Origin of the sequence: Peribacillus sp. TH16, assembly GCF_016651095.1 — a bacterium.
GTDB lineage: Bacteria > Bacillota > Bacilli > Bacillales > DSM-1321 > Peribacillus > Peribacillus butanolivorans.
Window position 1 is genome coordinate 1,622,641 of sequence record NZ_JAEKEM010000009.1, and the last position, 23,307, is coordinate 1,645,947.

Genomic DNA, 23,307 nt, shown 5'->3' on the forward strand with positions numbered 1-23,307 from the left:
TTTTATACTCATATCACATGATAATAAATCAACATCTAGTCGATAAAATTCCCATTCTAAGATTTTAATTAAACATAAAAAAGGAGCCTCTTCTTCTGAAATTCAAGAGACCCCTTCTCTTACCTTATCAGAACACTTCTTATGGAAAACGGATATAATTTAATGGGGAGGGATTTAGTTGAACAAAAATTCATTAAAACAAAAGGCTATCGAAATAGGGAAGGTACATAGTGGATATACATTAGAAATTGAAGATTTTCATAAAAAAAGTGGGACATTGATGTTCGCCTGGAAATCAGCTTGCGGATCTAAGGAGATAATCGTAGAGCTGGATGTATTCGGCAATCTGCTAGATTTTCATCTTGATAAGGAGTCTGTATCTAAAGTGGTATTAGCGGAAAAATCACTTCATGAAAGAGCCTTACAATATGTCATGGTCTACTATCCCGAAGCACTGGATAATTTTATCCTGGAAAAAATAAGCGTGAACAATGATAAGAAATCTATGCAATTTACATATGTTCAGCAGCAATTAAATTTACCGCTTCCTCGCACTGGATTTTTCGTGGAAACTGCTCTAGACGGCGAGGTTATCCACTTCCATTATTATGGAGCTGCAAAAGAAATCACCGTGCCAGAAAACCTTCTTGCTAAAGAGCTAGTGATGGAAAAATGCCTGAAAGATCTCGATATGAAGCTTTCTATTGCTATGATTAACTCGGAAGTCCATGAAAACGGCAAAGACTTGCCTCGTCTAGTATATGAACCGGTTCTCCCCTTTTATAGCCACCCTGCCGACCCTTCATCTGTAATGAAAAGGGATGAACAAGAGGATGAAAATGAAGAGGACTCATTATTATTGCCGCTTCCTCAACAGGAAATGCCATTACCGGATATTAATAAAGCTATCGGTTTTGACCTCGATGCCTATACGAAAGTACGGGAAGTCGATTTAGGTGATGAACTTGTTACGGTTTGGAGACAGGGAGAACCGCCAAAAGTTCAAGATTTAAGTGTAGACAGCTATTTCATTACTCAGAATGACCAGGCCTTCAAAATCAAGACAAACAAAGAAACTGGCATGGTATCATCGTTTGCCAATTTTGAAGACACGAGAGGCCCCCTGTCCTTATCCATCACAGAATGTAAAAAAATCGCCAGTCAATTTCTTTACAAGCTATATCCTTATGCTAACCGTTACTTTTATATTAATGAGGTTATATCGGATACAGAGAATCATAAGGTCGCTTTTCACTTTACGCTGATATATGAAGGAATACCTTTTGGGCTCGCTTATCTATCAGTTAATGAAACAACCGGTAACATTGGTTCCTTCTTCGGACCTGATCTTGATCCAGTTACCCTGTCGCAAATCCAAACGCTGCCTGCAATTTCCCCTGAACAGGCCAGGAAACGATTCATTTCGGCTTTCGAGCTAGAACTACTCTGGGATAATAACTACAAAGAGAAAAGCGATGAATATTATGAACTTGTCTATAAACAATCCTCTAGGAGAATATCATACATTGATGCACAGACTGGTGAAATCATATGGTCGAAGTTACATTAGAGTCATTCCTTATCTAAAGAAATCACTACTATCGCATTTATTTAAAGATTTCAAAGGAGTAAAAAATGCATACCACTTATTGAACTATTGTCATGGATTATATCCTCAAAAATTCAAATTTTTTAAGAGGTTCTAAAAATCGGTTGAGTAAAGAGTAAATGGTATCGATTGTAATGTTTATCATGATAAAGTGAGCCTAATGTATTGGAGTGAACATCTTGATAACAATAACAGTTAAAGCCCAGGAAATAATTAAAGGCATGCAGCAAAGTATGGAAGAGGAAACATTTTTGAGATTTGGTGTAAGTAGAGCATGTTGTAACCAGATGAACTATTCATTAAGTTTGACAAGATTTAAAACAGAACAAGAAGAAGAACTAGTTTTACATGGTATTAAAATTTTAATCGATCCATCAGATGCCCGTTTTACGGAACAAACAGAAATTGATTATGAAGGCGATGGTTTTTTGATAAATAACCCTAATCCGTTAGTTTCACCATTAATCTATTAGAAGAAAAAAGGGGAACCACATTTGCAGCTTCCCCCTTTTCTCAATATCTATGTCAGTACCCTGCTTAAATCTAAACACATGTAACAGAAACTGTTGTCCATTAAATAACACAAGAATATCTGAACTCAGATCAGTAAGAATTCCTCTATAAGATTTACTTCCTGAGAGTTGAGCATCAATCTGTTCACCTAGTAATTCGCCCTCAACACTAATTACTATCTCCTCCTAGGGTATTATCAGCTAAATACCATTTGCACCCAATAGTATAATAAAAGCAGCGTCACCACGGTAGTTAAAGGTATGACTATTAGGGATACCTTTAAATAATCTTTCCATTTTATTTTCATTTTATTTTGTTTCAAGATATGCATCCAGATAAGGGAGGCAAGCGTACCAATAGGTAATAACAATGAGCCCATGTCACTCCCAATTATATTCGCGAGATAGATCGTTTTTAACGTGATTGGATCAAGTCCCATTTCTGTTAAGGTAATGGTACCAATCATTAAGGCTGGATGATTATTAAAAATGTTTGATAGAATCGAAACTAATCCTCCCATGACAAAACTCGCACTTAATAACCCCTGGTTTACAATTGGTTCACATATTTGCACGAGTATTGCTGTAAGTCCTACATTATGGAGGCCATAAATAATGACATACATAGAGAATGCAAATATCAGAATATGCCATGGTGTCTTTTTTAAGATATCAACAGGATTGGTTCGCAAATGATACCATCTCCACACCAGTAAAGATAAAGACCCAAGTACAGCAACCAATTCAATTGGTATGGAAAGATACGAAGCAACAAAGAGTAAACAGCGCACCACAAAGACATAGAGCAATACCTTTAACATAAATTTAGTACGTTGACGTTTTGTTTTAACCGACATTTTTCCCTTTAAAGGATGGAAATTCTTAGTAAAAAAACTATCCTCAATGTCATAAGACAGATCTGGCAACTTTTCGGGCAATTTTTTCTTTACCACTACGAACATCAACCATGACATAAAGATTAAACCCAATGTTGCAGGAACAAACATCATGGCTGTATGCATATAAAGTGTCATATGCACAATTTGCAATGCTATTAAATTGACAATGTTACTAACCCCAATAGGAGCGCTAGAAGCAGTTGCAATCAGTGCTCCGCTCAAAAGATATGGAATGGCTTCATGCGGTTTCAGTCTAAGATTTTTCAGAAGCAATATCAATATGGGTGTCGTAATCATGATGCTACCATCGTTATTAAATAACAGGGTCATTAAAAAACATAATAATTGAATGTACCAATATAGGCGATATCCTGAACCTCTAGCAAGGGTAGCAAGTTTTGCAGCCGCCCAATGAAAAAAGCCAAAACTTTCTAGTATGACAGCCATGACAATCGTTGCCATGATGGTGATCGATGCGCCCCCGATTTTATTGATAATATCCAAAATATCTCCACGTGATACTATGCCAGTTAGTAAAATAATACCTGCACCGATTGAAGCTGGCCAAGCTTCATTTATACCTCCTGGCCTCCATAATATGACTATCATTGTCATGGCGAACACAAAAATAGTCATTCCAATTTCGATATGCATGTTCTTCTCCCCTTTTCGGGCCTTGAGCCATTGGAACCCTACTTGTCCGACTCCTATATATATATTCCCCCTTATTAAAAAAGCACAAGATAGTAAACCACTTCTTCTAAATTGTACCTTTGTCCTTCTAGTAAAAATGTCCACTAAAGAGAGAAGTCTAGACCTTTGAATCATGGTTAGGTACCTACTACATTTCACATATCTTCTAATAAGATCTATAGCTTCCACTATTCCGGTTTGAAAAAGGAGAAACCACTATAGTGGTTTCCCCTTTTCAAACCCTATATGGCCATCTGCTTAACCTATTTCTTTATCTAAAATTCTCCCAACATATGCTCTAAGTCATTTATTAATTGTGCAAGCTAATTCGTATATTGAGCAAGTTCAATGGTTGTAGCGGCTTGTTCCTCCATCGACGATGTAATCTCTTCAGATGAAGCAGTTGTTTGCTGAGATACAGCTGTTATTTCTCTATCATTCTTACCCCTAATGGAAAAACCCTTGAATTCTATAGAATCCAAGGGTTTCACATGGGGAATAATACGATTTACGTTGTAAGCAAAGATTTAGCGTAATGCTGCAGCTAAGCTTTCACCAAATTCTTTAGCTCCATCTGGGCCGTCACCTGTGATAATATCATCATGTGCAACAACATGTTGTTCAACATATTCAACATGATTAGCTTTCAATTCGTCAATTTGGACATCAACTGGGTAACATGCTGCTTTTCGTCCAGAAAGTAAACCTGTTTTAGCCACAGTTACAGATCCTGCACAAATTCCTGTGACAAGAACCTTTTGCTCATGAGCTTGTTTCAAGTAGCTTTGTAATTCTTGATTGCCCCATAGATGATCGTTCGTACCAGATCCTCCAATTACAGCTATAGCATCAAAATCACTAGCTGAAACGTCAGAAAAGATCACTTCAGCATTTGCCTTACCTTGATAGTCACCAGTAATCTCACCTGTCTTTGTACTTGCAATCGTTACTGTAACGCCTGCATTTTCTAACACTTCTTTTGGTTGAAATAATTCATCTTCATTAAAACGTTCTGGTGGTATAATAAGTAATGCTTTTTTACTCATATATGTCTTCCTCCTTATAATTGAAATAGATTGTCTGTCTGACTACTCATATTTTAGCGCTGGTTATAGACGTTGTGAAGAACGCACTTTTATGTGCGGAGGTTACCTAAAAGTTACTGGTAAAATAAAAAAGGAGCTAAATATCCATGTCAGAAACATTAAGAGATGAAATCAAAGAAAAAATCTTAAATGGCTATTATAATTGCGAAAAAGAACTTACTTTATCAATTTTCAGCGGCAAATGGAAAATCGTTATTTTATGGCATTTAGGTGTAGAAGGCACACACCGATTCAGTGACTTACAAAGACTTTTCCCAAAAATATCTCATAAAATCTTAACGAATCAATTGCGTGAACTTATAGAAGATGGTGTTGTTCACCGAGAAGTTTATCCTGAAGTTCCTCCAAAAGTTGAATATTCCATGACTGAACTTGGAATGACTTTACTGCCAATTGTTGAAATGATGTATGAGTGGGGAAAAAACAGAATGAATGAAATCAAACAAGAAATGCATTCTGAAAATGATAAGAACAATTAATGCGTACGTTTAATTACATAAATTAGACCGACAATGAGATATGTGTCGGTCTTTTTTTAACACTATGAAATTGGATATTTCCGAAAGCAAGCAAGTGAATAAAGTGATTATAAATAAACTAAATTTTATTAAAAAATAAATAATATGTAGAGCTAGAAGACTTTAAAATGGAGAAAATCTCTTTCACTTTGGTATTTAGAGGACTGAGTGGACTGCACATACTATTTCTCCTACATAGAATCCTCCCTGGAGATATTTCCTTTTCTGAACTACGACTTCTAAAAAGCCGCTTCTAATAAAAGCTCTGTCTACTTCATCGTAGAAAGAACACTTTCCTGTATCATTATCACTTCGGTTTTTAAATCAACAGGTCGACATTCATTATCTATACATTCTTCCCAGTATTCTAAGTGCTTCTTATCAATTTCGTGATTCGAATCTTGAACCTCGATACCACCATCACCTTGGACAGAGTACCAATAAAGATATTCAATCCCTTCAATCTCTTCTCGAAAAATAGTCTCTACATACATTTTTTCATCATTAAGTGTTAATAAAACACTACTCATATTATCATTTAATAGCTTCATCCATTGGTCAACAACCGCCGTTTTCCCAGGCTTAACCTTACCCTCTCCCCTTACATATATTTTTCAACTGTGGGAATGACTTCAAATTCGATATCACATTCTTTTTATCCTTCAATCTGATTGACTACGATAATATACTTCTCATGCCATTTTTCCCATTCATCCTTAGGAAAGTCCATATAATGACCATTCAATAATGTACTCAGCATATCGAGGCATACATGCCATCCAGCCAAATCTTTTGATGTATGGTCACTTATTGTGCGGATAGATTCTTTTAATACTAATAAACAACCCTCAGTTTTAGGGGATAACTCGAAACGAACCCAACCGTCACCCCATTCGAATTCTAGGACGGAATGTTTTTGGAAGTCTCTTATCTTCATATCAATAGATGAGCCAGTCCCATCATTCATATTAAATTTTATGGTCCCTTCTTTACGAAGTTCCGCAATTTCAAGATTCGACATCCATTTTTCCAACTTATCATTTTCTGTTAAAACAGCCCAGACCTGTTCTACTGAATGCTTTAGTAGACGTTCAAAGCGAGCGATATTTCCACCTTCAACTTTTTCTATTACTGCTAGCATATGTAATTCCTCCTCATTCAAATTGTTTAAGCATGCAGATCAATATTTGTGGTTTGTATTCTACCCGATGTGTTTTTATCACAGAAAAGAGTTGATGACTCTTTACTTTCCAACAGATCCATTTACCATCCCTGACGCTTTGATAACGAAGTAATATGAGCAAGGTGATGTCGACCATGCCACGAGTAAATGCCTATATTTTCACCTAATGAAACTTCTCCTGAATCCGGATGGATAAATGTTTTTTTTAGATCAGCTGAATTAATACTATATAAAAGGTTAGCCCAGCGTATATGTAACGCTTCAAGTAGGGATAGCGAAATATCAACCGGCAATTTATTATCAGGTAGCTCTGCCCATTTTCCCTCATCATATGGCTTAATGACAGGATTATTTTCCGTAAGAGCCCATTTAAAGCGAATATAAGCATTCATATGGCTATCCGCAAGATGATGCACGACTTGGCGAACAGTCCATCCGTCCGTACGATAAGCCGTATCAAGCTGTTCTTCATCCATGTTTCGTACTGCCTCTCGCAGCAATCCAGGCAAAGCCTCAATCTCCTTTATCCAGCCCTCAGCCACACTATTCGTTATCTCCCTATCAAACTGAAACTTCCCTATTGGGTATCTTGCTTCCATCTTTATTTCCTCCTGGTGTTTTTATAGTACCTTTATTTACTACATTCTTTATCCTTACCATTAAATCCTTTATGCCTACATATCTTCTCTGACTACCTTTTCTTTTCGAATCCAAACCAAAAAGGCTGGCGCAGCAGCCTTGATATTGCAGGTATACTATTTAGAACTACTTCATAGACCCGGCAATTTTATTTATGCTATCTCACTGCTTACATGCTTAAAAAGTTCTTCATAAGTAAAATGAAACCTAATCATTGAGCAGTCGTATATGTATTTATATGTAAAAAGGCAGGTGTTATTTTGAAAATATTACTCTTTTTAATCGGAGGTATTGGACTATCTCTATGTTTGATTCTAGGAATTGGGATGTGGATGTTTAAGAAGGATATCAACAAAGAGGATCCAGAATATATAGTTCAGTTTATCAAGGAGAATGCAGAGAATAAGAACGTTTCTTTATCCATCCATCTTAATGATGAGAAATGGGTAAATGTTAATGCCAACACGTTGCTTCCTTTAGCAAGCACCGTCAAAATCATCGTAGCCATTGAATATGCACAACAGGCGGCAGTGGGGCAAATCAATCCAGAGCAAGAAGTGAAATTAGCCGACCTAGATAGATTTTATGTTCCTAAAACAGACGGGGGAGCACATGAGGCATGGATTACTCAGGTCAAAAAGGATAAAGAGATAGATAGAGTTCCTTTAAGTGAAGTAGTAGATGGAATGGTTGCTTACAGTTCTAATGCGAATACAGATTACTTAATAACTATGCTTGGCCTTCAAAACATCAATCATGTTCCAGAGAGCTTAGGCATTACCAGTCATGAGCCAATGTATCCCATTGTAAGTTCGCTGTTCATACCTGACCAATTAATGAAAGAAAAAAAATTAACTAAACAAGATACCCTAAAGGCCTTGAAAAATATGGGCAAAGGTGAATACCGTGATCGGGCGATTGCTATTCACAATAAGTGGCAGACTCACCCCCCAACAGATCAGGAAAAGAAACAAGCAATGAAAATGATGGGTAGTGATTTTCAAAAAAATTGGTCTGATCGTTTGCCCCGAGCAACTACAGAAGACTATGTCTCCATAATGAAAAAACTAAATAGCAAGACGCACTTTGATAAAAACGTTTATCTGTATCTCGATCCGGTATTAGAACAGTTAATGAAAAGTCCAAGCAATCGTGAATGGCTTGTTCATGCAGGTCAAAAGGGAGGCTCTACTGCCTTTGTTCTTACGATTTCGATGTATGCGAAGGATAAAGATAATAACCAAACAGAGCTTGCATTTTTTGCAAACGATTTAACCTCTATTGAACAAGCAAAGCTATCCAAAAATATGAATGCGTTTCAGCTTAAATTTCTAACAGATACGAAATTTCGAACATACGTCAAAAAAGAAGTATCCAATCTATGAAGCATTAGGCAATGAATCGAACAGTTTATTCACAGTCACTTATCAATAAATGGTAAATTAAGAGTATTCTATAAAATAAACACTGGAGGTTCGTTACATATGGGTATTCAAAAAGCTACTTTAAATGAGCTTGATTCCTTAACAGAACTTTTTGATTTATACAGAGTGTTCTATGAGCAAACGTCAAATCTTGAGGGTGCAAGGGAGTTTTTAAAGGAAAGGTTAACGAACGAAGAGTCGGTCATTTTTATGGCCTTTGATGGGGATAACCCTATTGGTTTTGTTCAATTATATCCTTCATTTTCATCAGTGAGCATGATGCACTCATGGGTGTTAAACGATTTATTTGTGAAGGGAAATGCTCGCAAAAAGGGATTTGGTGAGAAGTTATTAAAAGCCGCTATTGCTTTTGCAAAAGAAACTGGTGCAAAAGGAGTGTCGCTTGAGACAGATAAGGATAACAGCAATGCACAAAAACTTTACGAAAAAATTGGTTTTATTCGAGAATCTAATTATTTTTATTACTTCTCCATTTAAAATGAAAAAAGTGTAGAGAAAATTCCTTCCTCTACACTTTTTTTATTTTATTTCCAATTAATTATTTAGCAGTTTCATAGCTTGCTTGAATTTCTTTAATTAGAAGTTCAGCACCTTCACGGCTAAGTATTAATTTACCGTTTGCAAGTTTCATATTGTCATCAGATATATCGCCCGTTACCTGACAAGTCATGTTTGCTTTGTATTTTTGAAGGATTATACGCTCTTGTTCTACGTAGATTTCCAAAGCATCTTTCTCTTTAATTCCTAGAGTACGGCGTAATTCGATAGGAATTACTACCCGTCCTAATTCGTCAACTTTACGTACAATACCTGTAGATTTCATTTTTATTTACCTCACTAATTTTCTTTCAAATTTTACATCTATACTTTTCGTCAACATTCGACATAATTTGCACTCTATAAATATACCACTCCCTCCCAAATTCGTCAATTCTCGTATCTTCGTATATTATCTACCTCTATATGATTATTATCTTATATCTCAATAAAGCCTCTATAAATAGCGCTATTATGCTATTTTAAAAGTTTTAATAAGGTATTTTTTGTATACTAAACATAAAATTGGTATATTAATTTTTTCCATATCCAAACGTCAATACTCTTATTTAAAGATATAATTTATGTCGAATATTGCAGAAGACATATTCACAGTCTTAAAGAATGCAGTTGATTTTTTTGTATAACTGAAGGACAATTTAGTATGATTGTTAGATTTAATATTTAGAATATTCACCTTATCTTTCCGTAACAAAGCTCCTCATTAGCTCTTGAAGGGAAAGTACGTTAAAACATGACAACCTGGTTCGTTACTCCAACCCTAAACTTTTATGGTTTGAATCTCGTAAAAGGTATGTTCTAAATTCTTTTCTAATCATAAGAAAGCCGAAACGATTGCCATACTTCAGAGGCTTGGCTAATTATTGGCTCATAAAACAGATTGAGGTGAGTCGATTGCGACCAATTATATTAGGTATTTGCTCTGCTTTCTTTTTTGCATTTACGTTTGTGTTAAATCAGTCAATGGAATTATCTGGTGGAAGTTGGATATGGAGTGCTTCGCTTCGATATATCTTTATGGTTCCTTTTCTAGTATGTATCGTCCTAAGTAGAAAAAACCTCCGACCACTCTTGCAGGTGATGAGAGAACGACCAGGGCCTTGGTTGCTTTGGAGTTTTGTAGGCTTTGGATTGTTCTATGCTCCCTTATGCTTTGCATCTGCCTACTCACCCGGTTGGCTAATCGCCGGTACTTGGCAAATCACGATTATCTCAGGTGCTTTACTTGCTCCGTTATTTTTTGAAAATGTTCAAACACAAGATGGACTCGTAAGGAAAAGAGGAGAGATTTCTTTGAAAGGTCTTCTCATGTCCCTTATCATTCTCTTGGGGATCATACTTATGCAACTAGAACACACTAAGCATATTTCTATGGCAAATCTCTGGTTGGGCGTAATCCCAATCGTCATCGCTTCATTTGCATACCCTTTAGGGAACCGTAAAATGATGGAAGTGTCCCAAGGACGTTTAGATGCATATCAGCGTGTGTTAGGGATGACTTTAGCGAGTCTGCCATTCTGGTTCTTACTTTCGTTGTATGGTTTTTTTACGGTAGGAGCACCAACGAAAATGCAGAGTTTTCAATCCCTTTTGGTAGCACTATTTTCTGGAGTTATTGCAACGGTCCTTTTTTTCAAAGCGACCGATTTGGTAAGGGGAAATATGCAGAAGTTAGCTTCCGTTGAAGCCACACAATCAATGGAAGTCCTTTTTGCTCTTGCCGGGGAATTACTATTTTTATCTTTACAATCCCCTTCTCCTTTATCGTGGTTCGGCATCTTTATCGTTATTATTGGGATGATTTTGCATAGTTATGTTTCTCATATAAAAGAAGTCAATCCTCGAAATCAGTCAGTGAGTGACTAATATAAGAGTAAGGCAGGACTATAAATGCATCTGATAAGACCAATGTGTTGGTACTTATCAGATGCATTTTTATTGGAACACTTGAGAAAGTATGTAATTTTCAATCTTAATTAGCGGTAATTTATTGAGGTTTCATTCGAGCATTTTTATTTGTCCTCATCCTGTTATCGTAATTATAGAAGGCTGGAAAGGATTTGGATGCCTTTTTCGAATAGATTCATACATTCATTGGAAAAAGTAAATAGCCCTTTAACCTTGAGTAAATTTAAAATGTATGTATAATATAATTTAATTGTATATGTTAAATGTTTTCTAGGGTTCCGTAGCGAGCGTCTGTGCTAGTCTGGTCCGAGAGAAAACTCACAGCTTTGCTGTGTCACGGAAGGATAAAAGCCTGGGAGAAACTGTTTTACAGTTATCTCTTAGGCTTTTTTTGTTTTTTGGTAAGAATAAAATTGGAGGTGTTATTTTTAATGAGTACAAACTGGATTAAAGTATTTATTGCTGCTTTTTTTGAAGTTTTTTGGGTTATTGGTTTAAAACACTCAAATGACTTTTGGACTTGGACTGGAACTGTTATTTCTATCATCATCAGCTTCTATTTAATGATAATGGCTGGACGAAAACTTCCCGTTGGAACCGTATATGCAGTATTTGTAGGAATGGGGACAGCAGGAACCGTTTTTTCCGAAATCATATTCTTTGGAGAATCATTTAAATTGAGTAAAACACTTTTGATTTTACTGTTATTAGCAGGGGTAATCGGCTTGAAACTAGTGACTAAGGATAATGTTGAAAAAGGAGATGAATCCTAATGGCTTGGGTCTCTTTAATCTTAGCTGGGCTATTTGAAATGTTTGGTGTTGCGATGATAAATAAATTGCATAAAGACCGTAATTGGCAATCCTTGGCGCTGTTGTTTTTCGGATTTGGGGCAAGTTTTCTATTTCTTGCTTATGCCATGAAAACACTACCTATGGGGACGGCTTATGCAATCTGGACAGGAATTGGTGCGTCTGGTGGAGCAATAATCGGCATGCTTTTATATGGTGAATCAAAAGACTGGAGAAGAGTCGTTTTTATTGCAATGGTGTTAGGTGCAGCAATAGGATTAAAACTTGTTTCATAAGAAGTTCTCACTCCTTCTTTGTATAAAAAGTTCTATATCAATTTAGAACAAATCGATTTGGGTTTTATCACTACCTACCTACTGCTATAAAAATTTGGTATGATAAATTAGTTAAATAAAATAGTGAAGGTGATTTTACTTTGTCTGAAGAAATTCCAGAAGAAAAAAAGGAATATGACACCACAATTATTTATGACTACGAAGATTACCCTGACATCGTTAGTGGTCGCTGTGACAATTGCGGTAAAGCTCAATTTGAAAGTTCGGTTAAGAACTATGTATATATTCGTAAATGCAGAGAGTGCGGCATGAAGAAATCGATTTGACCCTATATAGTTATAGGGTTTTTATTATTTTTTACTTTTTGTTCGTTTGGATTTATCAGATATACTCTTTCCTTTCTTCGGAGATCAAAATCAGAAAAGGTTATAGCAATAAGTGAATTCCTTCAGCGAATCATGGTATATGACAGATTTCCCTCGCAGTATGACCTGATCTGATTGTTTTCTTCTTAATCGGCTTTCTTCTTTCATAATGGCGCCCGCAGCCCTCTCTAATTTCATGTTACCCTTCAATAGGTAAAACATAATAGGCCGCCAATTGGAGGGCGGCCTTCTTGGGCTAACACTATAATTGACTAGGAACGCCGTTAAAAATCCTACTACATTTTATATAGTTGGAATGCTATATATAGAGCGACAATCCATATCATAATTGCAGATACTTTGTTGATTACGTTTATAAATCTCCCATCGGTATCGATATCTCCTACCTTTTTTCCCACGATAGCCAGACTGAAAAACCAAATCCAAGAAATTAATATAGTTGCAGCGGTAAACGTCATTTTCTCTATCCCGGTATAGCTAAGGGAACTGATTCCAATAACCCCAACGGTAGCAAGTATCGCGTGGGGGTTTAGTAATGAAACGGACATAGCAAACATAATCTGTTTTTTAGAACATTGCTGCTAACATTCTGTAATTGCCCTCGCTCTCTATATCATCAATATTTCCCGAATGTCCTCTTCAGTAAGAGCAGATGACGATTTCTCCTCAGGGTCAATGATTTCTTCAATCAGATGCCTCTTTTTCTCTTGCAGTTCATTCATTTTTTCTTCGATTGTGCCACGGGCAACAAGTTTGATGACCTGAACAACATTTTTCTGTCCCATACGATGAGCACGGTCTGTTGCTTGTTCCTCGACTGCTGGATTCCACCAAAGATCATATAAAATGACAGTATCGGCACCCGTCAGGTTAAGACCTGTACCGCCTGCTTTCAATGAAATGAGGAATATATCACGTTCGCCTGCATTAAATCGATTACAGATTTCAACGCGTTCTTTTGATGGTGTTTGTCCATCCAAGTAGAAAAAGGGCTGCCCTTGATTCGCTAAATCTCTACCAATGATCTGAAGCATTTTCGTAAACTGTGAGAAAATCAGTACCCTTCTTCCAGAAAGCTTTGATTCCTCAACAATCTGCATTAGTTGCACATATTTAGCTGAGCTTCCTTTATAACCGTCCACAAACAAGGCGGGGTGACAACAAATCTGTCGTAACCGAGTCAAGCCAGCGAGGATTCGAATACGATTTTTCCGAAGTGTATTTTTATCCAGATGTTTTAATGTGTCTTGTCGCAGCTTTGCTAAATAAGCAGCATACAGTTTCTTCTGATCAGGTAGCAGTTCCATCGATTCCATCGACTCGATTTTTTCTGGAAGCTCCGATAATACATCTTCTTTCAACCTCCGAAGTAAAAATGGCCGGATCCTACGAGCAATTTTTTCCCTTGAGAGGTTACTGTATTCCTTTAACCCCATGAATAGTTCAGGAAAGACAACGTGAAAAAGGGACCACAGCTCTTCTAGTGAATTCTCAACCGGGGTACCAGTGAGGGCGAAGCGATGATCCGCTTGTATCTTCTTCACCGCTCGTGCCGTTTGTGTCCCTGGATTCTTAAATGCCTGTGCCTCATCAAAAAATACCGTGTGAAAATCTTGTTTCTCAAACCACATAATGTCCTTACGTAATAACGGATATGAGGTAATGACAACATCTATGCCCGTTATTTCCTTCTGTATCTTTGACCTTTCTGTTTTATTGCCATCCACGACGACGGCTTGTATATCAGGGGAAAATTTCATGAATTCACTCAGCCAGTTATATGTCAAAGATGATGGACAAACAATAAGAGCGGGGAGCTTCTTCTTACGGATGTCTGGAAGCTCGGATAAAATGAATGCGATGCTTTGCAGTGTTTTACCCAGTCCCATATCATCTGCGAGAATTCCTCCAAAGCCATAGCCAGCAAGTATTTTCATCCATTTGTAGCCGCTTTTTTGATAGTCCCGTAATATTGGCTCTAAACTCTTTGGCACCGCGAACTCCAGGTTACTTGGATTGCGGATGTTTTCCAAGAACTTCCGGAATGACTCCTCTATTGTAAATGTATTGCTGTCATTTACAGAATCAAGAAGCTGAAGCCCTCTTACGATTGGTACATTTAAGCGACTTTCCAAATCTTCATTCTGAACCGGAAGTGCATTCAGAAAACGATTGATTTCTTCAAACTCCCTTGTCTCAAGGGAAAGCAACGATCCATTCCTCAAACGATAATACTTCCTTTTTTCCTCTAGAGCCTCTAGAACTTCTCGTATTTGTTTTTCAGGAATGCCATCCATTTCAAATTTGAATTCCAGCCAATTAGTCCGTTCTTTTTTGATTTTCACCCTAATTTGCGGAGCAGCATTCCCTCGGGAAATCCGATTTCTTACAGCAGTCGTGGCATATATTTGAACAAGCTTTTGAAGTTTCGGAACGACATGGTACAAAAATTCATACTCCAACTCTTCATTATGTAAAAAATATCCACCTTCTGTCTTGGCAAACATGCTATCATCCATCAGTTGCAGGATCTCTTCCTCTTTATCCACATCTCTTATAAGCTTGGAAACTGACTTGAGTTCCTGATTTTCCAAAGGATTAATCACAATATTTTCATAGTGAAACTCCAAACCTGCAAGCAGCCTATTTTTCACGCGATCTAAGTATAGCTTAGCAATCAATGGTGTCTTCTCGAACTGCTCAGAAATGGCCCCTGAGAAATGAACATCACCTAGTTTTTTCAAACCTGGTACCACTTTTTCCAGGAATAACTCTAATTGCTTCTGATGAATAGGAATTTGATTCATTCCTGAATCTTCCAACATCTGTTTTAAATCTGAGAGACGTTGGCAGTCTTCACTTTCGAGGGGAACCAATTTCCCTTCAGATAAAACAGAGCTGTATGCATTCATCACAATTATTTCATTCAACCCTTTAATATTCAGTTTATATCCTTTGCCCTCACTTTCGGCAAATTCAAACTGTAAAGGAAGCGGTTCGCCGGATATCTGAAAACTATCAAACGAATTCCCGTCATACGCAAGCTTCACCAATGGTGCGATTGTAAGGATAGGGACAAGCCTTTCAAAAGAAGTTGGCGGAATGAGTAACAGGTGATTGCTCATTGTATAGTCAGATTTGTACGGAAGCGCGTCAAGATAGACCTGTTCATCATAAGTCACTTGGATAAGCTGCTGAATCACTGCATCTGTTTCACGCTGAAAACAATGGAGATCAGGATCATACAGAAATGAAAGGGACACTTGGGTAGGTTTTCCTTCTTTTACCTGCTTCAGAAAATCCCTGAGATTTGGTACATTTGCCGAACCAATCTTCACTTCAATTCCGAACATGTATCTGCCCTGGCCTATCGTGATGGGCTTACATGTAAACTCCGCATCAAGCACCTGCCTGTTTTCAAAGTGGAGCTGATGGCCACTTGAGCGTACAGGCTGATTATTGAAAAGCGTAAGCAAACCATCTGTCAGCTTCATATTTGCTGAAGCGTCAGACTGAGGTTCGTTTAGACCTTCAGGAATTGTTCCTTGACGCTGGTGTTCGTATACCGACAGTAATACGGCCGCAATATGCTGACAATCCCGTTGAAAAGAAGCAAGCGTTGGGCAGCTGCATTTCGTGTGAAAGCCTCCGGCAGCATCCACTTCAATAGAGACATGGAAATCTTCTATTCCTTTAACAGTTGCTTCACAACCATCAGGATGGTAACTTTCAAATGTCACTTTATTAGCACGATAAAAAGCATCTCCCCTTTTGAAGGAGACTGTCCCGCACATATCTTTAATGATTTTTTGATTTAATTTGATATTCAAAATGCCGTTCTCCCTCCTGAGGACCTCTGTGCTATTGTTATTTATGTAAAGGTGGTGTTCCATTCTATTTGAAAAATAAGCTCATTTTATCATCATACTATGAAATGGGTCCAAGGTGTAAAAAAGCAAAAAGACAAACTCCCTTATTCAAATCAGATTTGAAATAGAGTTCATCTATAGTGCAGCAACGGGAATATGTAAATCTTTATTGTTGTCCTTTGGCTTTGTTGCCTTTCTTTTTTTTTCGATAAATGAAACTAAACAAAAGGAGGAAAAGAAGAACGAGAAAAAGGATAAGTTCAGCGGGGTCCTTCACCAGAAAAGGGTTAAAGGCATGTTTAATGGAATTATCCAAATCAAACCCTAAAAGAATATCCATGCCTAAAGAAAAGGCCACTAAAAGGATTAGCATCAAAATAGTAATACCGAAGATTTTCATTTTTATCAGCTCCACCTTTTAGGGTTTTGGTGGTACAAAGCCCTGCTTTTTTTTTCTATTCTTAAAATAAGCAATAACCAAAAGAAATACTGGAATTATCACTTGAAATGGTAAATGAACGTAGATGGGCACAGCACCTAGCCCTTCATGGATATGTTCCGAATAGCTACTTGCAATCACAATGGATATTAGTAAAATGACAAAACCAACCGGATAGGCCAGCCGAGAAGGTTCTTTAAAGTTGAAAACATTTGCCGTACCCGTTACAGCTACATAGGTAAACACACTTATTTTGATGAACCCTCCAATCATGAGTTTAACCAAAAAATAAACATCGAGTCGTTCCAAAAAGCCAGCGATCTCAATTGACTGAATGAGGGAAAGAAAAGGATATTGCGAACGTGTTGTAAGATCCACTCCAAGCACAGCTACATTCAAAGCCATTATAAACGCAAGAAAAATACCGCTTGCAGCCAAACTCCCTATACCAATTTTTTTTAGCCTCTGAGGTTCGTTCAAATAAGGAAAAATCATTAAAAAGACAATGATTTCGCCAAATGGAAAAAATAAGGTTTCAGTAAAGGACATTTTCATCATCTCTACCCCACTGATTTCAAAAACAGGTTTTAAGTTGTTTATATGGATCATTCCTGAAACAACAATCAGAAGAATGAACGTCATGAAAAGTAAATTCTCTAACACAAAGAAAAGTTCTCCCGTCCTTGCCAGTACCTCTATCCCTTTACGAACCGTATACACCACCACCAAAATAAATACTGCGTTCGCAAAAAATAACGGAACATGAGGATAGGCAAAGGTAAGTAGCGTCTCTCCGAAATCCCTCAGCACTCTTGCTGCAAGATACATGAAATATAGGATGTATAGAAAAGCTACTATCCTTCCTAAAAAATTCCCCATTATATGTCTTACATATTCAGTTAGCAGCTGATCAGGATAGTATTGAAAAAGGCCATAATAAACGAAAAATAACAAAAATCCGCCTATCATCGCAATGAGAATGACTAGCCATGCGCCCTGTTTGGCTTCACCTGCAAGCGGAACCAAAAGTGCACTGCCTATTTCAAACAGGAAAATAAGGACGAATAGCTGGTAACCGCTGATTTTTGCCTTTTCCACGAGGATGCCACTTCCTTTCCATTATTGATCGCTCTTTTTTAAATTTGAAAGATACGGCTTATTACGTAATCCTGTACGGCGAATGAAAGTCTCTACCTGCACATCTACTTCCAGCTTAGCAAAAGAAACATCGTCCCAGTCCTTTTCGATTTTTTTCCATTCTTTCGGATGGGATTCGTGCATGATTTCACCAAAGCCAAAAATATCGGATTTATTTTTTTGGGCACGAACGATCGCATCTTCCATCTCCTTCTTTAAGTCTTTTGCTAACTTCTTTTCAATGTCTATCAGAACGTGCGGCCTGTTTAGATTCACAGGCACATTTGCCTCGCGGATATCTCCTTCAACAAGGACCTTTATCAACATTTTAGGTTTGCCATTTTTCATTTTTGCCGCGACGTTGGTTTTTTGGCGTTTCACTTGATAGGTGATTGCGTCTTTTTTATCATTCCAATCAATGTTTAAATTGGTATGTGCAATCCTATCTAACACCCACATCGAGCCTATTGCCTTATTACCATCCAGCCAGTCAATCAATTTACCATCTTTAAAAACACCTATTCCAGCGGTAGTTGGGTTAGCCTCAATATCAGAGGTCTGAGTATTCTCCATTTTATCCTCTTTATCTGTGTTACCCTTCACGGTAAAACCACTAATTATCGGTTCTTTTCCGGTACTCACAAGGTTTTTAATCACTTCTTGAAGATTGACACTGATACTTCTCCCCTGCTGTTTTTCCGAAGATTCAATCGTCCTAATGACTTTTTCAGCTGATACTTTATCGATTGCCGTTAATGTTTCGACTATATCCCTGGCTTTTACACCTCGGGCTATCACGATCCTCGAAGTTGCCCTAAATTCAGGGGAGCGCTCAAAGGCATCGAAAATAGCGTAAATGCCCTCTTCTTTTGCTATTTCCTCACCTATGACGATCAGGTTTGCATGAGCGAAATACATATCTCTTGAAATTTTAGTTGAAGCAATACTATCTAGTCCAAGCACATTATTTCCAGTGGCCCTATAAACGGATATAGCGGGATTTGTCCCGCCGCCGCCCTGAAGAGCCCCCGCAACATTGCCTGGGTTAATGATTTGAAACGTTCCCACTAACTTTCCTTCTTTATCTTTATCGATTCCCATTGCCGAGACGATGGCTATCTCGTTTAACTCTTTTTTATCCCAGCAGCCAGAGGTGAACGTGGTACCGATCATCATCAATAACAGAACTAGCCATTTACGATTCATTGCCTTCACCTTTTTTCTTGTCAGAAGTTTTCATTCCCCGCGATGCAGGAGGAAGGGGTCTTTGATTATCGCCTTCTCGTATCAGATTATTATTGGAGCTTAATAACTTTGGTCTTTCTTTGAACGCCCACATAGGTCTTCTGAAGAATGTGTCACCTAATCCTTCCGGGTTCAGAGGGGCGAGCGGTGACATATAAGGAACACCGAATGAACGGAGGCTGCATAAATGGACGATGAGGACGATAAAGGCTAAAATCATACCATAAAAACCTAATACCCCAGCACAAATGATAAATAAGAACCGCACTAAACGGGCAGAAATGGCTATGGAATAAGAAGGGGTTGCAAAACTGGCAATCGCCGTGATCGAGACGATTATGACCATTGCCGGCGATACGATGCCAGCCTGGACTGCTGCCTGCCCAATCACCAATGCTCCAACAATAGACATGGTCGAACCAACCGCCTTTGGCATCCGAAGGCTTGCTTCCCTTAACATTTCAAAGGTTATTTCCATGATTAGTGCCTCAATGACGGCCGGCAAAGGAACCGTTTCCCTTTGGGCCGCAACGATGACCAGCAACTTCGTTGGGATCATTTCCTGATGAAAAGTCGTGGCTGCGACATAGACAGCTGGCCCGATTATAGAGATTATAAAAACGATGATCCGTAAAAAGCGTGTGGCTGAAGCAATATCGAAGCGATTATAGTAGTCTTCGACAGATTGGAAAAACTGTACGAATAAGGCCGGGGCCACCAAGACAAAAGGCGATCCGTTAACAAATATCGCCACTCTTCCTTCAAGAAGATTACCCGCAACCATATCAGGTCTTTCTGTATGATTAAGGGTGGGGAATGGGGTCATAACCTGATCTTCTATCAATTGTTCTATATATCCTGATTCAAGAATGCTATCGATGTTAATTCGGTTTAAGCGCTTCTTGACCTCTTCGACGATCCCTTCCTTGGCAATCCCATTTATATACATGATAGAAACATCCGTCTTTGTCACAGTGCCTATTTTCATAGACTCTATCCATAAATCCGGACTGTTAATAATGCGGCGTAACATGGCAATGTTTGTTGCATTCGATTCAGTAAATCCTTCTCTTGAACCGCGGACCGTCAAATGTGTGCTTGGTTCCTGAATGGAACGCCGTTCTCCCCCTCTTGTACTGGCAACCAGGGCTTTGTTTACGCCGTCAACAAAAATGATGCTATCCCCTGATAATAATGACAATAATAATTTTTCCCAGTCCGTAACAGTTTCTACACCACCGAGAGAAACTACTTCTTCAGAAATCACGTCCAGTGCTTCTTTAGGAAGTAGTTTTTCTTTTAGATGAGGGTTTTTCATGATTGATTCAATTAAAAAGTCCGTAACGCTTGGATTATCTATCAAACCCTGCACATACAAGATAGTCGTTTTAATTTCAGGGTTTTGACTGATTTTCAACGTTCGGACAATAATGTCCGGGCTGTTACCCGTTTTCTTTTTCATATTGTCTAGATTGGCTGAAATAGAGCTGTCAATATATTCAAGTTTTTTACTTTTAGATTGATCTTTATCATCTATCTTTTGCTTCTCACGTTTCTTCATTTGTCCTTTATTTTTGAAAAAAGAAACCATCGCGCCGAACCTCATTCCTTTTTCGTTTCACTCATTTTGTCCAAAGCACATTCCCTTTATTCTACGTTCAAAGCTCATCCTCTCCGCTTTCCCGTTTGAGATGACATAAGAAAAAGGCTGTCATAATGACAGCCTCTGATGTTTATATAAGATTATGTAATAGCAGTTCGGACTTGAACGGCCCTTTTATCATTTTTTATATCTACTATAATCACTTTCTTTTTCCCTTATTTCTTCTAAAAATTAAAACAACGAAAAGAATAAACAGTAATACAAGTATTGCATAAACGATGTTTGAATAGATGTCCATATACCCTACGATGTCTTCCCATGAAGATCCTACAGCGGCTCCAACATTCACCAGAATCACGTTCCAAATCAATGTTCCGGTTGTTGTGTATAGTAAAAAAAGCCAAAAACTCATATGAGACATGCCTGCGGGAATGGAAATTAAGCTTCTAATCAACGGAACGAGTCTACAGAAAAAAACAGTCCACGCTCCATATTTATCAAACCAAGAATTTGCCTTATGGACGTCAGTTACTGTTAACCGAAAAATATGCCCCCATCTACCCACAAACTTCTCTATCCTTTTCACATCAATCAGTAAACCAATCCCGTAAAGTACCACAGCCCCTGCCACTGATCCAAGAGTTGATGCAATCACGACTCCGAATATAGTCAAATTTGTTGATACCGTGGTCATAAAACCTCCAAAGGTTAGAATGACCTCTGACGGAATAGGCGGAAAAATATTTTCCAATGCTATTAATAGAAAGATTCCAATATACCCAAAATTATTCATAAACTCCGTAATCCAGTTTTCCATTTAAAAGCTCCTAACTATTTCAATCATTTGATATAATCAGCAGCTAACTAGTTTAGTCCCTAGCTGCTTTCTTACTGAATTGCCTGTCCTAACTTTAGTTAATCTCTTTATTTTTCTGGCTTTCTTTATACTTTTGGAAAACCCAAATAGAAATGGCAAGCCAACAGCCACTCCCTAAATATCCTCCAATAATATCACTAGGATAATGGACTCCCAAGTATATTCTACTTATTCCTATTGTAAGGATCATCATCACGCTGAACAAAATCAACAGAGTTCTCCCCCACATAGTCGAAATATGCCGCCATAGTAGAAATGTGAGAATACCATATAAAGTGAATGCATTCATCGCATGTCCACTTGGAAAACTGTATCCTCCTATCTCAATGAGTCGATGTAAATCAGGTCGGGCTCGTTGAAAGAAAAGTTTCAATATCAAATTGAGGAGAGTTGAGCCAACCACGACAGCACTAAATAAGACTAGCTCCAAACGATGTTTCAATACCTTATACAAGTAAAATAAAACAAGTAAGGAAAGTATAATTATGGAACTAGATGAACCAATAAACGTAAAGACCTTCATGATGGTTGTTAAAAACGGAGACTCTAAGCCTTGAACGAAGGAAATCACCGCTCTATCAAAATTCAAGAATTCATATGCACTTATTGTGAATGCCATTATACTAAATCCAATTAAAAAAATTACACTTAATACAAAGGCAATAGACAACTGAAACTTTAATTTCATAATAACATCCTTTCACTTTTTAAAACCGGTGTTCCATGATTGAAGTAAGATCTCATTATAGAGTTTTAACTTCATCCTATATGATCTAAACCATAACAAGGAATGAAAGGAACTTGCATTTCTTTCTGTTTATCCAGTGTATATACTAATAATTCATTAGTTAACCCATTTATTCTATCTGTTTCATTTATGATTGTATGTATCGAGCTTTATAAAACGTCTTTTTGATTTCCCCCATCTATTTAATAGAGAAAGATTTCTATGAATAATAAGAAGTGGAATCGGAAGGACATATGAGGCATCTTCAGCGTATCCATTATTAGAGTATACAAACTGAATGAAGAAGAAATAAGATTTTGATTAGATTTTGATTAGATTTTCATTAAAATTTGCTAATCTTTCTACAAAAAAATAAACAGATCGGTTATCTTCCTCAATTAACTCCACAATTTATTCAAATAATAGGTAAAGAACCACTCATGAATGAAAATCCTTGCTCCCGCTAAATAATTTAAAATCATTCTATCTTTTAATACTACTCTATACAGCTTAACCAACTCAACTTAAGGTTACGGTAAATATATCTCCTTATCCAACTTCAACTTGCTGGATTCTACACCAACATGGTCTTAACCTTAATGATGAAAGTAATATCTATATCGAATAACCCTTATGTGTTAAGAATATATTTTGCTAAAGAATTTTTATATATAGGTATTTCAAATTAAAAAGGTTCCTAAATTTCAGGTACGATAAGGCAGCAACGCCTCTTTTTGTCTTGTGAAAATTAGGGACACTTAACTTAAACAAATACCTTTCTCCTAAAAGTTATTGCTCATTTGGAGATTATCTACCTTTCCTTCTATATCGATAACATCAAATTTACTAATTGACTCCCCAAATAAA

General features: G+C 37.4%; 23 protein-coding genes, 1 pseudogene and 1 riboswitch. Of the genes and pseudogenes, 9 read left to right on the plus strand and 15 right to left on the minus strand.

Annotation, left to right across the window (positions count from 1 at the left end):
- The first annotated feature begins 178 nt into the window (after positions 1 to 178).
- Positions 179 to 1,570, plus strand: a complete 1,392-nt coding sequence (locus tag JFV29_RS21885; protein ID WP_201186340.1) for a YcdB/YcdC domain-containing protein — start codon at positions 179 to 181, stop codon at positions 1,568 to 1,570.
- Positions 1,571 to 1,788: 218 nt separating this feature from the next.
- Positions 1,789 to 2,082 (plus strand): HesB/IscA family protein, encoded by a 294-nt coding sequence (locus tag JFV29_RS21890; RefSeq protein WP_201186341.1) that lies wholly within the window; start codon positions 1,789 to 1,791, stop codon positions 2,080 to 2,082.
- A 236-nt stretch (positions 2,083 to 2,318) separates the two neighbouring features.
- Here JFV29_RS21890 and JFV29_RS21895 read toward each other — a convergent pair whose 3' ends face one another.
- The 3 genes from JFV29_RS21895 to JFV29_RS21905 form a co-directional block, all read right to left on the minus strand.
- A complete protein-coding gene (locus tag JFV29_RS21895) occupies positions 2,319 to 3,674 on the minus strand; it encodes an arsenic transporter (RefSeq protein WP_201186343.1) in 1,356 nt (451 codons plus the stop codon).
- Positions 3,675 to 4,036: 362 nt separating this feature from the next.
- Positions 4,037 to 4,195: a hypothetical protein gene (locus JFV29_RS21900; RefSeq protein WP_201186346.1), complete on the minus strand. Its 159-nt coding sequence runs from the start codon at positions 4,193 to 4,195 to the stop codon at positions 4,037 to 4,039.
- A 45-nt stretch (positions 4,196 to 4,240) separates the two neighbouring features.
- A complete protein-coding gene (locus JFV29_RS21905) occupies positions 4,241 to 4,759 on the minus strand; it encodes a DJ-1/PfpI family protein (protein WP_056521661.1) in 519 nt (172 codons plus the stop codon).
- Between the two features lie 146 nt (positions 4,760 to 4,905).
- On the opposite strand from JFV29_RS21905, the gene JFV29_RS21910 reads away from it, so the two are divergent.
- Positions 4,906 to 5,298: a winged helix-turn-helix transcriptional regulator gene (locus tag JFV29_RS21910; protein ID WP_057214669.1), complete on the plus strand. Its 393-nt coding sequence runs from the start codon at positions 4,906 to 4,908 to the stop codon at positions 5,296 to 5,298.
- A 308-nt stretch (positions 5,299 to 5,606) separates the two neighbouring features.
- Here JFV29_RS21910 and JFV29_RS21915 read toward each other — a convergent pair whose 3' ends face one another.
- The 3 genes from JFV29_RS21915 to JFV29_RS21925 form a co-directional block, all read right to left on the minus strand.
- Entirely contained in the window at positions 5,607 to 5,948 is a 342-nt protein-coding gene (locus JFV29_RS21915) for a DUF6176 family protein (protein ID WP_201188004.1), read from the minus strand.
- 44 nt (positions 5,949 to 5,992) lie between these two features.
- Positions 5,993 to 6,478: an SRPBCC family protein gene (locus JFV29_RS21920; protein WP_201186348.1), complete on the minus strand. Its 486-nt coding sequence runs from the start codon at positions 6,476 to 6,478 to the stop codon at positions 5,993 to 5,995.
- A gap of 122 nt (positions 6,479 to 6,600) precedes the next feature.
- The gene (locus JFV29_RS21925) at positions 6,601 to 7,119 is read right to left on the minus strand and encodes a YfiT family bacillithiol transferase (RefSeq protein WP_201186349.1); all 519 of its coding nucleotides are present in this window, start codon (positions 7,117 to 7,119) and stop codon (positions 6,601 to 6,603) included.
- A gap of 300 nt (positions 7,120 to 7,419) precedes the next feature.
- Between JFV29_RS21925 and JFV29_RS21930 the strand changes: the two genes are divergently transcribed.
- Both JFV29_RS21930 and JFV29_RS21935 read left to right on the plus strand, forming a co-directional pair.
- Positions 7,420 to 8,544, plus strand: coding sequence for a serine hydrolase (locus tag JFV29_RS21930; protein WP_201186351.1), 1,125 nt, complete (start codon positions 7,420 to 7,422; stop codon positions 8,542 to 8,544).
- A gap of 99 nt (positions 8,545 to 8,643) precedes the next feature.
- Positions 8,644 to 9,081 carry a GNAT family N-acetyltransferase gene (locus tag JFV29_RS21935; RefSeq protein WP_201186353.1) on the plus strand — a complete coding sequence of 146 codons (438 nt, stop codon included), beginning with the start codon at positions 8,644 to 8,646 and terminating at the stop codon, positions 9,079 to 9,081.
- A gap of 61 nt (positions 9,082 to 9,142) precedes the next feature.
- Here JFV29_RS21935 and JFV29_RS21940 read toward each other — a convergent pair whose 3' ends face one another.
- On the minus strand, positions 9,143 to 9,427 hold the full coding sequence (locus JFV29_RS21940; protein WP_053347441.1) for an AbrB/MazE/SpoVT family DNA-binding domain-containing protein: 285 nt from the start codon (positions 9,425 to 9,427) through the stop codon (positions 9,143 to 9,145).
- A 605-nt stretch (positions 9,428 to 10,032) separates the two neighbouring features.
- Here JFV29_RS21940 and JFV29_RS21945 point away from each other — a divergent pair.
- The 4 genes from JFV29_RS21945 to JFV29_RS21960 all read left to right on the plus strand — a co-directional run bounded on the left by JFV29_RS21945 (position 10,033) and on the right by JFV29_RS21960 (position 12,483).
- Positions 10,033 to 11,028: a DMT family transporter gene (locus JFV29_RS21945; RefSeq protein WP_083450928.1), complete on the plus strand. Its 996-nt coding sequence runs from the start codon at positions 10,033 to 10,035 to the stop codon at positions 11,026 to 11,028.
- A 301-nt stretch (positions 11,029 to 11,329) separates the two neighbouring features.
- Positions 11,330 to 11,431: riboswitch (guanidine-I (ykkC/yxkD leader) on the plus strand.
- A 70-nt stretch (positions 11,432 to 11,501) separates the two neighbouring features.
- Positions 11,502 to 11,843 carry a DMT family transporter gene (locus tag JFV29_RS21950; RefSeq protein WP_057214620.1) on the plus strand — a complete coding sequence of 114 codons (342 nt, stop codon included), beginning with the start codon at positions 11,502 to 11,504 and terminating at the stop codon, positions 11,841 to 11,843.
- Entirely contained in the window at positions 11,843 to 12,157 is a 315-nt protein-coding gene (locus JFV29_RS21955) for a DMT family transporter (protein ID WP_053347444.1), read from the plus strand. Before JFV29_RS21950 ends, JFV29_RS21955 begins: the two co-directional genes overlap by 1 nt.
- Positions 12,158 to 12,297: 140 nt before the next feature.
- A complete protein-coding gene (locus JFV29_RS21960) occupies positions 12,298 to 12,483 on the plus strand; it encodes a hypothetical protein (RefSeq protein WP_063577886.1) in 186 nt (61 codons plus the stop codon).
- Between the two features lie 335 nt (positions 12,484 to 12,818).
- Here JFV29_RS21960 and JFV29_RS21965 read toward each other — a convergent pair.
- The 8 genes and pseudogenes from JFV29_RS21965 to JFV29_RS22000 form a co-directional block, all read right to left on the minus strand.
- Positions 12,819 to 13,112: pseudogene (locus JFV29_RS21965) on the minus strand (LysE/ArgO family amino acid transporter); the annotation flags it as partial.
- 39 nt (positions 13,113 to 13,151) lie between these two features.
- Positions 13,152 to 16,373: a DEAD/DEAH box helicase gene (locus tag JFV29_RS21970; protein WP_201186357.1), complete on the minus strand. Its 3,222-nt coding sequence runs from the start codon at positions 16,371 to 16,373 to the stop codon at positions 13,152 to 13,154.
- 205 nt (positions 16,374 to 16,578) lie between these two features.
- Positions 16,579 to 16,812, minus strand: a complete 234-nt coding sequence (locus JFV29_RS21975; RefSeq protein ID WP_201186359.1) for a hypothetical protein — start codon at positions 16,810 to 16,812, stop codon at positions 16,579 to 16,581.
- A gap of 18 nt (positions 16,813 to 16,830) precedes the next feature.
- The gene (locus JFV29_RS21980) at positions 16,831 to 17,949 is read right to left on the minus strand and encodes a GerAB/ArcD/ProY family transporter (protein WP_201186360.1); all 1,119 of its coding nucleotides are present in this window, start codon (positions 17,947 to 17,949) and stop codon (positions 16,831 to 16,833) included.
- A gap of 21 nt (positions 17,950 to 17,970) precedes the next feature.
- Positions 17,971 to 19,194: a Ger(x)C family spore germination protein gene (locus JFV29_RS21985; RefSeq protein ID WP_201186361.1), complete on the minus strand. Its 1,224-nt coding sequence runs from the start codon at positions 19,192 to 19,194 to the stop codon at positions 17,971 to 17,973.
- Positions 19,184 to 20,824, minus strand: a complete 1,641-nt coding sequence (locus tag JFV29_RS21990; protein ID WP_201186362.1) for a spore germination protein — start codon at positions 20,822 to 20,824, stop codon at positions 19,184 to 19,186. The genes JFV29_RS21985 and JFV29_RS21990 overlap by 11 nt, the downstream gene beginning before the upstream one ends.
- A 211-nt stretch (positions 20,825 to 21,035) precedes the next feature.
- Complete coding sequence (locus JFV29_RS21995) at positions 21,036 to 21,653, minus strand: DedA family protein (protein WP_201186363.1); 618 nt, start codon at positions 21,651 to 21,653, stop codon at positions 21,036 to 21,038.
- Between the two features lie 94 nt (positions 21,654 to 21,747).
- On the minus strand, positions 21,748 to 22,401 hold the full coding sequence (locus tag JFV29_RS22000) for a phosphatase PAP2 family protein (protein WP_201186364.1): 654 nt from the start codon (positions 22,399 to 22,401) through the stop codon (positions 21,748 to 21,750).
- Positions 22,402 to 23,307: the final 906 nt, after the last annotated feature.